The sequence below is a fragment of the Escherichia sp. MAL-1 genome, from assembly GCF_052948035.1.
The window spans coordinates 2,810,727-2,823,572 of sequence record NZ_CM129609.1 but is presented as its reverse complement, the minus strand read 5'-3'; the positions used below and the strand labels follow the sequence as shown (position 1 = coordinate 2,823,572).

16 protein-coding genes are annotated in these 12,846 nt (G+C 51.1%); 15 read left to right on the top strand and 1 reads right to left on the bottom strand.

Annotated features, from left to right (window positions below):
- Positions 1–425: 425 nt before the first annotated feature.
- From ACU8XX_RS14050 to ACU8XX_RS14035, 4 genes are all read left to right on the top strand, one after another.
- Positions 426–1,328 (top strand): SDH family Clp fold serine proteinase, encoded by a 903-nt coding sequence (locus tag ACU8XX_RS14050; RefSeq protein ID WP_001568787.1) that lies wholly within the window; start codon positions 426–428, stop codon positions 1,326–1,328.
- Positions 1,329–1,517: 189 nt separating this feature from the next.
- Positions 1,518–2,039 carry a KilA-N domain-containing protein gene (locus ACU8XX_RS14045; RefSeq protein ID WP_097463816.1) on the top strand — a complete coding sequence of 174 codons (522 nt, stop codon included), beginning with the start codon at positions 1,518–1,520 and terminating at the stop codon, positions 2,037–2,039.
- Between the two features lie 202 nt (positions 2,040–2,241).
- Positions 2,242–2,520 carry a hypothetical protein gene (locus ACU8XX_RS14040; protein WP_074404517.1) on the top strand — a complete coding sequence of 93 codons (279 nt, stop codon included), beginning with the start codon at positions 2,242–2,244 and terminating at the stop codon, positions 2,518–2,520.
- A gap of 42 nt (positions 2,521–2,562) precedes the next feature.
- Positions 2,563–3,201 carry a hypothetical protein gene (locus tag ACU8XX_RS14035; RefSeq protein WP_016241762.1) on the top strand — a complete coding sequence of 213 codons (639 nt, stop codon included), beginning with the start codon at positions 2,563–2,565 and terminating at the stop codon, positions 3,199–3,201.
- Between the two features lie 10 nt (positions 3,202–3,211).
- Here ACU8XX_RS14035 and ACU8XX_RS14030 read toward each other — a convergent pair whose 3' ends face one another.
- Complete coding sequence (locus ACU8XX_RS14030; protein WP_001472855.1) at positions 3,212–3,715, bottom strand: hypothetical protein; 504 nt, start codon at positions 3,713–3,715, stop codon at positions 3,212–3,214.
- A 290-nt stretch (positions 3,716–4,005) separates the two neighbouring features.
- On the opposite strand from ACU8XX_RS14030, the gene ACU8XX_RS14025 reads away from it, so the two are divergent.
- From ACU8XX_RS14025 to ACU8XX_RS13975, 11 genes are all read left to right on the top strand, one after another.
- Positions 4,006–4,575, top strand: coding sequence for a hypothetical protein (locus ACU8XX_RS14025; protein WP_000210383.1), 570 nt, complete (start codon positions 4,006–4,008; stop codon positions 4,573–4,575).
- Complete coding sequence (locus ACU8XX_RS14020) at positions 4,517–6,640, top strand: phage terminase large subunit family protein (protein ID WP_001515591.1); 2,124 nt, start codon at positions 4,517–4,519, stop codon at positions 6,638–6,640. Before ACU8XX_RS14025 ends, ACU8XX_RS14020 begins: the two co-directional genes overlap by 59 nt.
- Positions 6,641–6,648: 8 nt before the next feature.
- Positions 6,649–6,912, top strand: a complete 264-nt coding sequence (gpW, locus tag ACU8XX_RS14015; protein WP_000483309.1) for a gpW family head-tail joining protein — start codon at positions 6,649–6,651, stop codon at positions 6,910–6,912.
- On the top strand, positions 6,912–8,549 hold the full coding sequence (locus ACU8XX_RS14010; protein ID WP_001045359.1) for a phage portal protein: 1,638 nt from the start codon (positions 6,912–6,914) through the stop codon (positions 8,547–8,549). The genes gpW and ACU8XX_RS14010 overlap by 1 nt, the downstream gene beginning before the upstream one ends.
- Positions 8,546–9,412, top strand: a complete 867-nt coding sequence (locus ACU8XX_RS14005; protein ID WP_001052909.1) for a S49 family peptidase — start codon at positions 8,546–8,548, stop codon at positions 9,410–9,412. The genes ACU8XX_RS14010 and ACU8XX_RS14005 overlap by 4 nt, the downstream gene beginning before the upstream one ends.
- Position 9,413: 1 nt before the next feature.
- Entirely contained in the window at positions 9,414–10,004 is a 591-nt protein-coding gene (locus ACU8XX_RS14000) for a hypothetical protein (RefSeq protein WP_001472856.1), read from the top strand.
- Entirely contained in the window at positions 10,004–10,408 is a 405-nt protein-coding gene (locus tag ACU8XX_RS13995; RefSeq protein ID WP_001472189.1) for a head decoration protein, read from the top strand. The genes ACU8XX_RS14000 and ACU8XX_RS13995 overlap by 1 nt, the downstream gene beginning before the upstream one ends.
- Before the next feature lie 97 nt (positions 10,409–10,505).
- Positions 10,506–11,555 carry a major capsid protein gene (locus ACU8XX_RS13990; RefSeq protein ID WP_001472190.1) on the top strand — a complete coding sequence of 350 codons (1,050 nt, stop codon included), beginning with the start codon at positions 10,506–10,508 and terminating at the stop codon, positions 11,553–11,555.
- Position 11,556: 1 nt separating this feature from the next.
- Positions 11,557–11,937 carry a hypothetical protein gene (locus ACU8XX_RS13985; protein ID WP_225380986.1) on the top strand — a complete coding sequence of 127 codons (381 nt, stop codon included), beginning with the start codon at positions 11,557–11,559 and terminating at the stop codon, positions 11,935–11,937.
- A 4-nt stretch (positions 11,938–11,941) separates the two neighbouring features.
- Entirely contained in the window at positions 11,942–12,301 is a 360-nt protein-coding gene (locus ACU8XX_RS13980) for a head-tail joining protein (RefSeq protein ID WP_000537794.1), read from the top strand.
- The gene (locus ACU8XX_RS13975) at positions 12,298–12,843 is read left to right on the top strand and encodes a hypothetical protein (protein WP_001083242.1); all 546 of its coding nucleotides are present in this window, start codon (positions 12,298–12,300) and stop codon (positions 12,841–12,843) included. Before ACU8XX_RS13980 ends, ACU8XX_RS13975 begins: the two co-directional genes overlap by 4 nt.
- The last annotated feature ends 3 nt before the right edge of the window (positions 12,844–12,846 follow it).

Genomic DNA, 12,846 nt, shown 5'->3' with positions numbered 1-12,846 from the left:
TTTGTGTAGTTTTTCAGCGAATAGGATTATCTGAATTTAGCATTTTTGGCTTGTATAAACTGTGGGTAAGTAGCTATAGTCACGTCATAGATAGTATTTTTGCATCTTTTTCAAGCCTCTTTTGAGGCTTTTTGCACATTTAGATATGACAACAATGGCACATATAGTATGTCCCCCTTGGCACAGGCACTATATGTAGCGCTATAAAAGGAGCTATCATTATGACCCCAGCTGAGTTCTACGATGTTTACAATATCAAACCGGCAGAAATGTTGACTGGTGAAACTGTTAACAACTTCGCTTCTCGTGTAATGGCACAGCAAACTAGTACGAGTGGAAACACAGGTGTTTGGTACTCACAAGGTACCGCTACACAATCGAAGCAAAACCAAACTACAAGTCATCAACTTTACACGTACTGATTTATGCCTAATTGGAGCGACGTACTGGGCGAGATAACGGCTCTCGCCCATAAAAGTCCTATGGATGAGGTTCGCCGTAAATACTTATCTCAACTTTCGAATCATACTGGAAGAAATGTAATCACATATTACTCAGGGTGGTTACAGCATGGTGGTGCAGAAGTACGCCATCTTACTCAGATGACTGATGATGATAAGAACGGGTTGATGACAGCCATCAATGGTTTAGATGTATCAAAAGGGTTGGATTTGATACTTCATACTCCAGGTGGTGATATTGCCGCTTTGGAATCAATCGGGCATTACTTAAGGTCGAAGTTTGGAACTAACATCAGAGCAATTGTTCCTATGATTTCAATGTCCTGCGGAACTATGCTTGCATGTTGTGCCAATGAAATCATCATGGGTAAACAGTCCAACATTGGCCCAATTGATCCTCAGTTCAACGGTTTCTCCACCCATGCCATCATTGAAGAATGGAATCGTGCGCAGACGGAAATTTTTCAAAATCCCGCAGCTGTTCAGATGTGGCAGTTCATTCTTCAAAAGCTAAACCCGACGATCATCGGCGAGTGTGAGAAAGCAATCAAATGGGCAAATGAGATTGTTAAGCATTGGCTTATGACAGGCATGTTTGATAATGATCCTGAGGCAGAATCAAAAGCAACACATGTTTGTTCAGAGTTAAACAACCATCACACAACCTATACCCACTCGCGTCATATTCATTTTGATAAGGCGCAGAAAATTGGGTTGAATGTTACCGAACTTGAAAGTGATCAAGTACTTCAAGATTTGGTTTTGACTATACATCACAGCTACATGCATTCTTTTGGTGGAGCACCACTGGCAAAAATCATTGAAAATCATAACGGTAACGCAATGATTTGGAATATCCAGTCTTAATCCCCCCTGTCTGATTCCAGCCTCGCCTATGCGGGGCTTTTTTACATCTGCAGTAAACCGCGCATCGCAGCGCGTAACAATCCCGAGTCTTTCAGAAAGCTGAGCCTGAGAACTGCCGTATATGGTGGCGACCATCTCGGGGCGGCTTTTCTGTGCGAACAGGCTCATCTTTCTAAAAGGTAAGACGCTATGAATATCGTTCCACTAAATTACAAAGGCGAACCTATCCGCTTCAATACTGATGGCTGGATTAATGCCACTGATATTGCAAAACGTTTCGGGAAACGTCTGGATCACTGGTTGTCCAACGCTGAAACTCTCGAATACGTTAGAGCTATGGATGAGGTTTATTCAGGTGAGCCATCGAAAATTCTACATACCCGTGATTCCGGGTATGTAAAAACAAGCAAGGCACGAAAGGACAGGGGCGGCGGAACATGGCTGCATCCAAAGTTATCAGTTGCCTTTGCAAGATGGTGCGATCCGAAATTCTCCGTATGGTGCGACCTGCACATTGATAGTCTGCTTCGCGGTGAACTGACTGAGCAGCAGAAATATGAGCAAGCATGTCGCATTCGCGATGACCGGAAATCAAAAGCCAGCAATGGGGCAAGAGAGATGGCTCGCTGGCGATGGGATAAGCCGGTTATTGAAGCAAATGTTGAGTACTGGCGCGAGCAACTGCAGTTGACTCTCGATATCGCGTGCTGATGGCAAACGCAAAACTGCGTTATCGGAAAAATCAAAGCATTACGAGAACTGAGCAACGGCTATCCATTACAAAGCCCATCTACGGGTGGGCTTGATAATGGAAAAATAATTGCGATTTCATTGTGGTTGACATAATTAACTGATTTGCATAGGTTATTTTGTTGTTGGTATAATTAATTCGTTCCGGTGATGAGAGGTTAATATGCTGACAATAATTTTGTTTGGTGCTGGATGGGAAGGCGATGTTTGGGATCTTGAGGGTTACAGTCCCGTTATTAAGGCTCCTGATCAGACATTTCGACTTCTTAAAAGCTCTGGGGGTACCCCGATCTTCGAGGATGCAGAGTTTGAGGTTTTCGAATATCAACTGGGTGATGAAATTTATCTGGTTGGCTGCCATGGGAATAAGCCAAGCGATGATGTGATTAAGTCCCACATCCAGCATTGCGATCCCAAGCCTAAGCCATATAAAACACTGTAACCGCCTCCGGGCGGTTTTTTGTTTCTGCATGGGGAAGAAATTATGGCTGCTCTTAAGAACCTTATTCAGCAGTTGAATCAAATGCAAAAGCAAATTCCATTTGCGACAGCTCAGGCTATGACCAAAGTTGTACGCCAGATAGAGACGGCACAGAAAACAGCGTTTGAACGTCATCTGGAGAGCCCTACACCGTTTACTGTTAAATCAGTTGGTTCGGTTGCTGCGAGAAAGAACAACCTGACCGCAAAGGTTTTTGTCCGTGATACTGCGGCTGGCTATCTGGAACCATTCGAGTTTGGTGGAGAGCACAAGCTCAATAGCCAGGCTCTTTTGAACCCCAAGAACGTCAAACTGAACAAATACGGCAACATGCCGCGCAATAAGCTCTCACAGCTTAAAGCAAAGGAAAATGTATTCGTAGGTGAGGTGGATGGCATTAACGCTGTCTGGCAGCGTAAGAAGCCGATGAAAGCTAAGAAGCGACGGGCCAAGCGCTCCGCTAATGGGACGCGAAGGCCGAAACGTAAACAGCGTTCTCCAAAGCTTTTGATCCGGTTTGGTGATGCGCTACCTGTGACTCCAGTGCTGGGGTATATGGATAGGGCCCGTACCATGGCGAACGCACTGCTACCGTCTGCTTTAAATCAGGCGATAGCAGAAGCCATCAGGACGGCAAAATAAAAGCAGTAACTTATAAGTTAATTTCGCAAGCTTTTATGAAGCTGTTTACTGCAGTTGTCGATCCAGAAACATTGGCTGACATGGAATGCTGGTTTCCGCCATCCTTTGTTTGCACACCAACTAACACTTTGGATTTCGCCCCCTGAAGCTGCTTAAGCACTGTTTTTAGTTGGTCCGCGTCATCCGATTGAATCTGGAGGCTCTGAACATTACGTCTTGAAAGGGTAGCATCGAGCTTCACTGCGGTATTCCCGTCGACCTTCATTATCAGGTCCATTGGTACCTCTGATAGTGATTCGGTGCTTTTATCCATTTCAACGTATGCCGCCGATAGCTTTTCTTTAGTGCAGTCAAACACAATGGCGCCATTGTCGGATGAAACTTCGCCAAGCATCATTGCTTTCTTACCACCAGAGAAAAGGTCATCTTCAGTATTAGTCACCCACTGGGCATGAGCAATTGGTGATGCCAGCACTGCGGCTACGAAAGTTATTTTGATTATATTGTTACCCATTACATTCTCCTTGTATTGAATAGGAATAATCATAGTCGGAGCGAATGGTCGAAGCCATTAAAAAAATGGGTCCTTCCTGAGACTTTTGTAAGGTACGGGCATTGCGCGCCGCGGTGTTTTCCTAGCTACAACTTTCAGATTTGTGTCCCATGTCCCACCTCTGGCGATCATTACGGACACCTCGCCAGCTCTGGCTATTCCAGTTTATTCCAGTGGGACATTCTGGTGGGACATGGCAAAAATGTCCCAGGCGAATGTCCCACCCCAGAAAATGTCCCAGGTGATGTCCCATGACCACGATGAACCAGAGTCAGTACGCACAACATTCAGGTGTGGATCGCAAAACAATTGGTCGGTGGATTAAAGCCGGGCGCTTCATTGTGATGGACGGAGACCTGATTGACGTAGAGGCCAGCGATGCGGCATTGAAGAAAAACCGCGATGGCAAAGACCCGCGCGCCTCGAACGCGAAGAAAAAGAAAACTCCCGTCGTTAGCGATAACGATGATGACGGTGATGAAATCAATAAAACTGTCCGCCAGATAATGCTCACTGAAGGGGCAGATCTTTCGAGAGAGGAAGCGGGACGTATCCGCGAGAATTACATGGCCCTGCAGGCAAAGCTGCAGTATGAAAAAGACAGCGGCCAGCTTATTGAGCTGACAGCAGCCGAGGAGGTTTTATTCAACGCCTTTCGCCAACAGCGTGATGCCTGGCTTAACTGGCCGTCCAGGGTGGCGCCGCTAATGGCTGCTGATCTGGATGTACCGGCGGACAGGATGACAGAGGTGCTGATTGAACATGTCCACAAACACATCTCAGTCCTCGGAGAGCCAGAGTTTAACCCGGCAGAAGATTGAGCGTCTTGAATTAAGCGTCCGCAAAGGCTGGACACCCCCGCCGCGTATCAGTGTGCCGCAGTGGGCAGATGACTATCGTAAGCTGGCAAAAGAGGCTGGGAGCACTTCGGGAAACTGGGAAACATCGACGGTAGAAATTGCCCGCGGACCGATGCTTGCCGCGACGGAGTCCGGGGTTCATATCATCACTGTAATGTGCTGTACCCAGTTGATGAAGACAGCACTGCTGGAAAACCTTTTTGGCTATTTTGCCCACCTCGATCCTTGTCCGATACTGCTGCTGCAGCCGAAAGAAGAAGCCGCTGAACAGTTTTCGAAAGAGCGTATTAGCCCGCTGGTAAGGGTGACGCCGGTACTGCGTAAAATCATCGGTGATTCGAAACAGAAAAGCTCGAAAGAAACCATTCTTTACAAGGCGTTCACTGGCGGATTTCTGGCGCTGGCGGGTGCTGGTAGCCCTGATAACCTTGCGCGTCGTCCGATTCGTGTCCTGCTGGCGGATGAAGTGGACAAGTACCCGATAACCCGCGAAGGCGATCCAATTGCGCTGGCCGAAGAGCGTACAGCGACATTTGGCCTGACCTGGCTGTCTGTACGCGCCTGTTCGCCGACGGTGGAGGATGAGAGCCGCATTGCTGACAGCTACGCCGACTCCGATCAGCGCCGGGCATCTGTGGTTTGCCCGCACTGTGGCCACCGCCAGTTCCCCGACTTTTTCAAACACGTTCAGTGGCCGAAAGAGGGAGATAAACACCTGACTAAATCGGCGATGCTCTATTGCGAATGCTGTGGTAGTGGCTGGTCCGAAGGACAGCGCCTCAGAGCTCTGCACACTATTCGATGGCATCAGACGCGCCCATTTGAGTGCTGCGGGGAGCGGCACTCACCGCTGATGGATTATGACCTTGCCTGGCGGGCGGCAGACGAGGGCAGCGTTGAAAAGGTCTGGCAATGGTCAGAGTCGGAACGGCATGCGGTCTATCGCGCAATCTGCCCCTCCTGTGGAAAGGAGGCAGTCGATAACCACCACGCGGGGTACCAGGCATCCAAGCTTTTCAGCCCCTGGCAAAAAGATAAGCCGTCGGATATTGCGAAAAAATATATCGATGCGAAGGGCGATCCGGATAAGGAACAGGCGTGGTGGAATACCCAGATGGGGCTTCCGCACCGACCTAATCATGGGAAACAGCTCCCTGTTGATGTTCTGCTGGCGCGCCGGGAAATATTTCCGGCCGTCGTTCCGGACGGGGTGGCATTGTTAACAGCTGGAGTTGATACCCAGGACGATCGCTTCGAAATTACGATCACCGGCTGGGGGAGAGATGAAGAATCGTGGTCGGTCGCGCATGACGTTATTTATGGTGACCTTGAGACGGAAGAACCCTGGAAGCGACTGGATGCATACCTGAAACAGATCTGGCGACGTGGTGACGGGCGCGGCCTGAATATCATGGCAACGTGCATGGACTCCGGCGGCCACCATACGCAGAAGGTATACGAATTCGCCAAAGAGCGTCTTGGCCGTCGTGTCTGGGCAATTAAGGGGGAGTCTGCACAGGGAGGCAAACGCAATCCTGTCTGGCCGACCAAACGACCATCATCGAAAAGCAAAGCCAGTTTCCGCCCTGTCATTCTGGGGGTTAACTCAGCGAAAGACGTGATACGCGGTCGCCTGCATCTTGAGCCACCCAAACCTGGCGCCGCCGCTGCGGGTTATATGCATTTTCCTGACGATCGCGATCTCGGGTACTTCAATCAGCTGCTGGCGGAGCGACTGGTTTACAAAGTCATTTCCGGGCAGCGGTACAGTATCTGGGAAGCAATACCAGGACGAGCTAACGAAGCGCTTGACTGCCTCGTTTACAGCTATGCCGCGCTGTGCGGTCTCAAACATATGGGGTTAAAACTCAACGTCCGGGCCGCCAACCTCGAAGCCGATCCGGATAAGTTCCTGCCAGCGCCAGTTGGACAGGAAGAAAAAATCAATTACGAGCTGCCGGGTGCGGTTATTGAAGAACCAGCGCCGGTCAAACGTAAGCGAATATCGCAACTCCTGCCGAAATAAGGAAAATCATGTTCAACCGGAACACCAGCCTGCTTGCCGGCGCAATGACTGACGATCAGCTCAGGGATGCGCTTGCGAAAGCTCAGCAGGCGTACATTGATTTAGCAACCGGGAGCCACGGTGTTTCGTTTTCCTATACGCAGGGAGACGGGACGCGATCAGTGTCCTATCAGCAAAGCACCCTGGCTGATCTGCTGGCCCTGATTCAACTTCTGCAGGCGCAACTGGGGATTATCTCTCGTCCCCGGAAACCAGCGAGGTTTAGATTCTGATGAATAAAGTACAGATACTGGGCTCTGATGGGCAGCCGTTGCGACAGCAGCGTCCCTCTATGCTGGTGGGGGGGAGCCGCGTACCTTATGACGCAGCTGACTCTTTCAGCGATCAACTGGCGAACTGGCAACCCGCGCTGTGGTCCCCGGACAATGAAATTAACATTTACCGGGATCGCATCGTGTCCCGCGCACGCGATCTGGTCCGTAATGACGGCTGGGCAAACGGTGCGGTCACACGTCTGCTGGATAATGCGGTTGGTGCCAACTTCCGCCCCATCATGAAACCCGATTACCGTGTTCTCAGAATGATCACCGGAAACAAGGCGTTTGATGCGTCCTGGGCGGAAGAGTACGGAAAAGCACTGGACGGGCACTGGCGGACCTGGAGTAACGATCCTGGCCGGTATTGTGATGTTGAACGAAAACTCACCGTGTCGCAGATGTTACGCCTGGGATTTCGTCACAAGCTTATTGACGGGGATGCTCTGGCCATTCTCCAGTACAGAACTGACAGGCTTGGTCCCGGAAGAGGGCGTTACGCCACCACGGTACAGATTGTCGATCCTGACCGCCTCAGTAATCCTCAGCAGAATTTCGATATGCCAAATGTCCGTGGTGGCGTTGAAATTGATGCGGACGGTGCGCCGGTTGCTTACCACATCAGGGAGGCCCATATCGGTGACTGGTGGAGCGGGGCTAAAACCATGACGTGGCAGCGTATCCCGCGTGAAACTGACTGGGGCCGCCCGCATGTGGTTCACGATTTTGATCATGAGCGTGGCGCGCAGCACCGTGGTAACGGCATCCTGACTCCGGTTATTCAGCGTCTGAAAATGCTGGTGAAGTATGACCAGAGTGAGCTTGAGGCAGCAATTCTTAATGCCATATTTGCCGCTTACATTGAGTCACCCTATGACCCTGCGATGGTTCAGTCTGCCCTGGGCGAGACCTATGACGAGTCGGAGTTAGGCACTTATCAGGACGGGCGTGTTGAGTTCCATAACGATCGGCGTCTGACACTTCAGAATGGTGCCCGAATGCCCATTCTTTATCCTGGTGAGAAAATCACGACGGTTAACGCGGCGCGGCCCTACAGCAATTTTGAAGTCTTCGAATCTGCTGTTCTCCGTAATTTTTCTTCAGGAACAGGGTTGTCCCCACAGCAGGTCACCCAGGACTGGTCTGACGTTAACTACAGTTCTGCACGCTCCTCGTTGCTGGAGGCATGGAAAACACTGACTCGCCGCCGGGACGATTTTTCTACCGGCTTCGCTCAGCCCATTCTCACCGCCTTTGTTGAAGAAGTTCACGACAATGAGGATTTACCCCTGCCCGCAGGCGCACCTGATTTTGTTGACGCCAGAGCCGCGTATTCTCGCGCGCGCTGGATGGGGCCAGGGCGCGGCTGGGTGGATCCGGTTGCAGAGAAAAAAGGCGCCATTCTTGGTCTGGATGCCGGACTTTCCACCCTCGAGATTGAGGTGGGTGAAAACGTCGGTGAAGACTGGGAAGAAGTGCTTGATCAGCGCCAGAGAGAAATTGAGTCATGTCTTAAACGCGGATTACCGCTTCCGAGCTGGGCACAGGCTGACCAGTTTGCGAGCCAGACCATTACCGATCCGGAGGAAAAGTGAATCTACCCCATCTGGCCCAGCGATTATTTAACACCCCGCTGGCGCTGCACCCGAGTAAAGCCGAAGTCATCATGGCATCCGTAATGGACCGATTTGGTATCAGTAAAATCGAATCTTCTCTTGCCATGGAGGATGACTGGTACGGATATGACGATAACCGGGGACGTGAATCCCGTAGTGATCCGGGTTATGACAATGTGCTGGGTGTCGCCGTCATCCCGATATGCGGAACGCTGGTGCAAAAACTGGGCAGTCTGCGTCCGTACAGTGGAATGACAGGGTATGACGGCATTCGTCAGGCGTTTCTTACTGCGATGGAAGATCCCGACATTTCGGGCATTTGCCTGGATATCGACTCACCCGGCGGCGAGGTCGCTGGATGCTTCGATCTGGTTGATGTCATTTACGGCTCCCGGGGGAAAAAGCCTATCCATGCCATTCTGACGGAAAGCGCTTATTCCGCTGCGTATGCCATTGCCAGTGCAGCGGACCGGATTTCTGTTCCGCGCACCGGCGGAGTGGGTTCTGTGGGTGTGATCACCATGCACCTTGACTGGACGCAGCGGATTAAAGATGACGGTCTTAAAGTTACGATCATCACCTATGGATCCCGCAAGGCTGAAGGTTCGCCGCTGAGAGAGTTGTCAGATGAAGCTCTGGCCGCCATCCAGCAGGACATTAACACCATGGGCGAATTGTTTGTGAACACTGTTGCCAGAAACCGGGGGATTAGCGCAAAGGTTATAAAAAGTACCCAGGCCGCCTGTTTTATGGCTGCTGATGGCGTTGAAATTGGACTGGCTGATGAGGTGTGTCCTCCTGACGCTGCGTTCAAAAACTTACTTGAAAAAACAGGAGCCTGAAATGGCAAAGAAAAAGACGTTTAGTTTTGCTCACCTCATTGGTCTTGGCCCTTCCGCTTCTGAGGAAGAAGAGGATAAAAAAGCCAAAAAAGCGAAAGCTCGTCGCGCGGAAGAGGACGAGCGCGAAGATGATGCCGATGATGATGAGCGCGACGACGACGCGGAAGAAGACGAACGCGACGATGATGCTGAAGATGACGGCGATGATCCGGATGCGTCAGAAGATGATGATTCTGAAGACGACGGCGACGACGATCGCAAAGAGAGTAAGGCGGTAAAAAATGCACGCGCTGCTGAGCGTAAACGCTGCGCCCGTATTTTCGGCAGTAAGCATGCAGCTGCGAATCCTTCACTGGCCGCGTCACTGGCTTTCAATACCGGGATGAGTTCTGCGGCAGCAATTAATGTCCTAGCCTCTTCGGCTCCGGCCGCAGCCGCATCTCAGCCATCCCGTAAACGCTCTCTCGATCAGCGTATGCAGGAAAGCCACCAGGTCCGGCTTAATCCGGATAGCGGACAGAAAGAGACCGGAAAGTCTGCGCTGGTAAGTAAAATGACCGGCCTCTACAACTCCACAAGAGGAGAGAAATAATGGATCAGTTTGGTCAGAATGCGTTTGCGCCTGGCATGAAGAGCGCGCTGTTTGTTCCGGATCAGCTTGTCGCTGGCACGCTCCAGCTGGTGACTGACACCGGGATCATTACGGGCGGTGCCTTTAAGCGTGGTACTGTCCTGGGCCTGGTGGCTGCCAGCGGGAAATACACGCAATGTGTGAAAACGGCTGAAGATGGCAGTCAGTTACCCGTTGCTATTCTGGTTGATGATGTTGATGCATCGTCTTCCGATCAGAACGGCGGCCTGTATCTGATGGGGGAATTCAACCAGCACCGAATTATTTTTGATAACTCCTGGACGACCGCTGACCTGAAAAAAGCGCTCCGACCGCTGGCTATCTTCCTGAAAGACAGTGACCAGGCACCTGTAACCACCTCCTGATTTCCCCCACGGCTCTCCTGACGAATGCTTTAACCGGCAGGGGCTGGCTCGTTTAAATTTTTTGCCAGCTGCGGCTGGCACTATCAAGAGACTGAATATGGAAAATATTTTTGATACCAGCGTGCTGGTGCAGGTTGTTCCTAACCTGAAAACCAGTCAGAACTGGCTGCTCGATCGCTTCTTCCCGAATGTCGTGACTTACGAGACTGAAGAAGTGGCGATTGATGTTGATGTCGGCCTGCGTCGTATGGCGCCGTTCGTCTCCCCGCTGGTGGAAGGTAAGCTGGTCGAATCCCGTAAATACCAGACCAATACCTTCAAACCGGCATACATCAAAGATAAGCGCGCTCCGGACCTGCGCAAACCTATCCGCCGCCAGATTGGTGAGCGTATTGGCGGGGAATATACCGCTGCCGAGCGCGAAATGCTGAACCTTCAGTTTGAAATGACTGACCAGATTGACATGATCAACCGTCGTCTGGAATGGATGGCGGCGAGTGCGCTGGTGTCTGGGACCGTAACCGTCGCCGGGGAGGGCTATGAAACTAAGGTGGTGGATTTCGGGCGTGCTTCGGATCTGACCATCACTCTTAGCGGCTCGGATAAATGGCCACTGACCGTTGCAGCTGGCGCTACCAATACCCAGCCATCAGATGACATTGAAATCTGGCAGACTACTTTCCTGAAAGAGTCCGGCTCTGTCGCCACGGATCTGGTCTTTACGAATAAGTCATGGCGTGCATTCCGACTGGATACCACCATCAAGGATAACGCCATTACATTCCCGGCGCTGAGCCCGTTTGGTAACCAGATTAACGCCGGCCCACAGGTAATGAAGGGCGCAATTTATAAAGGGCGCTGGGGTAACTTTGACCTCTGGTTATATAACGACTGGTTTATTGACCCGCTGGACAACGTCGAGAAGCCTATGATCCCCGATGGCGCTGTCATTATGAGTGGTGCCGATCTGATGGGTACCCGCGCCTTTGGCGTTATCCTGGACCCGGCTTTCAACTACGGTCCGCTGGCTTATGCGCCAAAATCCTGGGTGAAAGAAGATCCAGCCCAGCGTCTTATCCTGATGCAATCCTCCCCGCTGGTTATTCCGAGCCGGGTAAATGCATCCCTCTGCGCAACGGTGGTCTGATATGGCAAAACAACCTAATACCGGGCTGGCTGATGATCTGAATGCAGAAGGATCTGCCAAAGACGGCCTGAGCGTTGACAACCTGAATGCTGGCGATAACACCCAGGAAAAACAGCCTTTGAGCAAAACAGATGATGCCGAATTGTCTGTTGATGACGATGGTGGTGACGAAAAATCCGGAGACACTGAATCGCAGGAGTATGTGGTGTTGAAAGGGAATTGCATTCGTCATGACGGGGAGATGTACCGCGAAAATATGCGCATCCCTGTAACCGGCAAAGATGCTGAGCGTCTTCTGCAGTCCGGCGTTATTGCTGATGTTGATGTGCTTCGTAAGCGAGTTCTTGCTTCTCAGCCATCAGTTTCAGTTACGACAGGGTAATGACATGGGCGTGGACTGGGATTCTCATCTTCTGAGTCCGCTGCATGATGTCTTTGGCGATGAGCACGAGTACCGTCCACGTAACGGTACTCCTTTTACAATTAACGGGATTTTTGACCGTGGTTATGCGCAGGTTGCTGAAAACCTTGATGGCGATTCAGAAATTAACACCTCCAGCCCGATGTTGGGTGTGCGCGATGCTGAATTTCGCAAGCTGGGTAAATCGCAACCTGCTGTATCTGACCGGGTATTTATAAAGACGGTCGGTGGTCACATCATCAATCAGTTATTTGTTGTGTCAAACGTCGAACCCGACAGTCATGGCGGATCTCGTCTTGTCCTCAATGTGGTAAAACCGCGATGAATTCAGCAGCGATACGGCAAATGGTTGTCACTGCACTAACCGGGACAACCAGCGCGGGCGACCGCGTATTCTCTCCACGCGACTGGTCAACTTCACCAGATATGTATCCTGTGTTGTTGGTTCAGACGCCTTTTGAACAGAAAAAATCACAGGGGCGTAATACCCCTGCTTTTACCACCCTCACCACTGTCAGGATCACTGGGCGCGTTCAGGAGTATGACGGCGATACAGTGGATGATGGAGCCATGCGGGCAGAGCTGGCGCTTGAAAGCCTTCGCGAGCAGGTGGAGCGCGCGGTGATCAACAGCTACGAACTGACGCGGAATATTCAGAAATACGCGGAAGTTCGTTCAACCATCAATGTTGATTCAGAAGGAGAGGCCCATATGGGGCAGCTTCTTTTCGAGATCGACATAGAGCATTACCAGGGGCCGGAAGATTTTTATCCTGTCCAGTCGGTTCCCCTTGAGGGCATGGATATTGCGGTCGATATGCCAGACGGCACAGTTAAACCGGGTATCAGCCTCAATCTTCAGGAGTAATCC

Excerpts from the sequence above, each read along its gene's own strand:
- ACU8XX_RS14050 (WP_001568787.1), top strand. The coding sequence starts at position 426 with ATGCCTAATTGGAGCGACGTACTGGGCGAGATAACGGCTCTCGCCCAT.
- ACU8XX_RS14045 (WP_097463816.1), top strand. The coding sequence starts at position 1,518 with ATGAATATCGTTCCACTAAATTACAAAGGCGAACCTATCCGCTTCAAT.
- ACU8XX_RS14040 (WP_074404517.1), top strand. The coding sequence starts at position 2,242 with ATGCTGACAATAATTTTGTTTGGTGCTGGATGGGAAGGCGATGTTTGG.
- ACU8XX_RS14035 (WP_016241762.1), top strand. The coding sequence starts at position 2,563 with ATGGCTGCTCTTAAGAACCTTATTCAGCAGTTGAATCAAATGCAAAAG.
- ACU8XX_RS14030 (WP_001472855.1), bottom strand. The coding sequence starts at position 3,715 with ATGGGTAACAATATAATCAAAATAACTTTCGTAGCCGCAGTGCTGGCA.
- ACU8XX_RS14025 (WP_000210383.1), top strand. The coding sequence starts at position 4,006 with ATGACCACGATGAACCAGAGTCAGTACGCACAACATTCAGGTGTGGAT.
- ACU8XX_RS14020 (WP_001515591.1), top strand. The coding sequence starts at position 4,517 with ATGTCCACAAACACATCTCAGTCCTCGGAGAGCCAGAGTTTAACCCGG.
- gpW (WP_000483309.1), top strand. The coding sequence starts at position 6,649 with ATGTTCAACCGGAACACCAGCCTGCTTGCCGGCGCAATGACTGACGAT.
- ACU8XX_RS14010 (WP_001045359.1), top strand. The coding sequence starts at position 6,912 with ATGAATAAAGTACAGATACTGGGCTCTGATGGGCAGCCGTTGCGACAG.
- ACU8XX_RS14000 (WP_001472856.1), top strand. The coding sequence starts at position 9,414 with ATGGCAAAGAAAAAGACGTTTAGTTTTGCTCACCTCATTGGTCTTGGC.
- ACU8XX_RS13995 (WP_001472189.1), top strand. The coding sequence starts at position 10,004 with ATGGATCAGTTTGGTCAGAATGCGTTTGCGCCTGGCATGAAGAGCGCG.
- ACU8XX_RS13990 (WP_001472190.1), top strand. The coding sequence starts at position 10,506 with ATGGAAAATATTTTTGATACCAGCGTGCTGGTGCAGGTTGTTCCTAAC.
- ACU8XX_RS13985 (WP_225380986.1), top strand. The coding sequence starts at position 11,557 with ATGGCAAAACAACCTAATACCGGGCTGGCTGATGATCTGAATGCAGAA.
- ACU8XX_RS13980 (WP_000537794.1), top strand. The coding sequence starts at position 11,942 with ATGGGCGTGGACTGGGATTCTCATCTTCTGAGTCCGCTGCATGATGTC.
- ACU8XX_RS13975 (WP_001083242.1), top strand. The coding sequence starts at position 12,298 with ATGAATTCAGCAGCGATACGGCAAATGGTTGTCACTGCACTAACCGGG.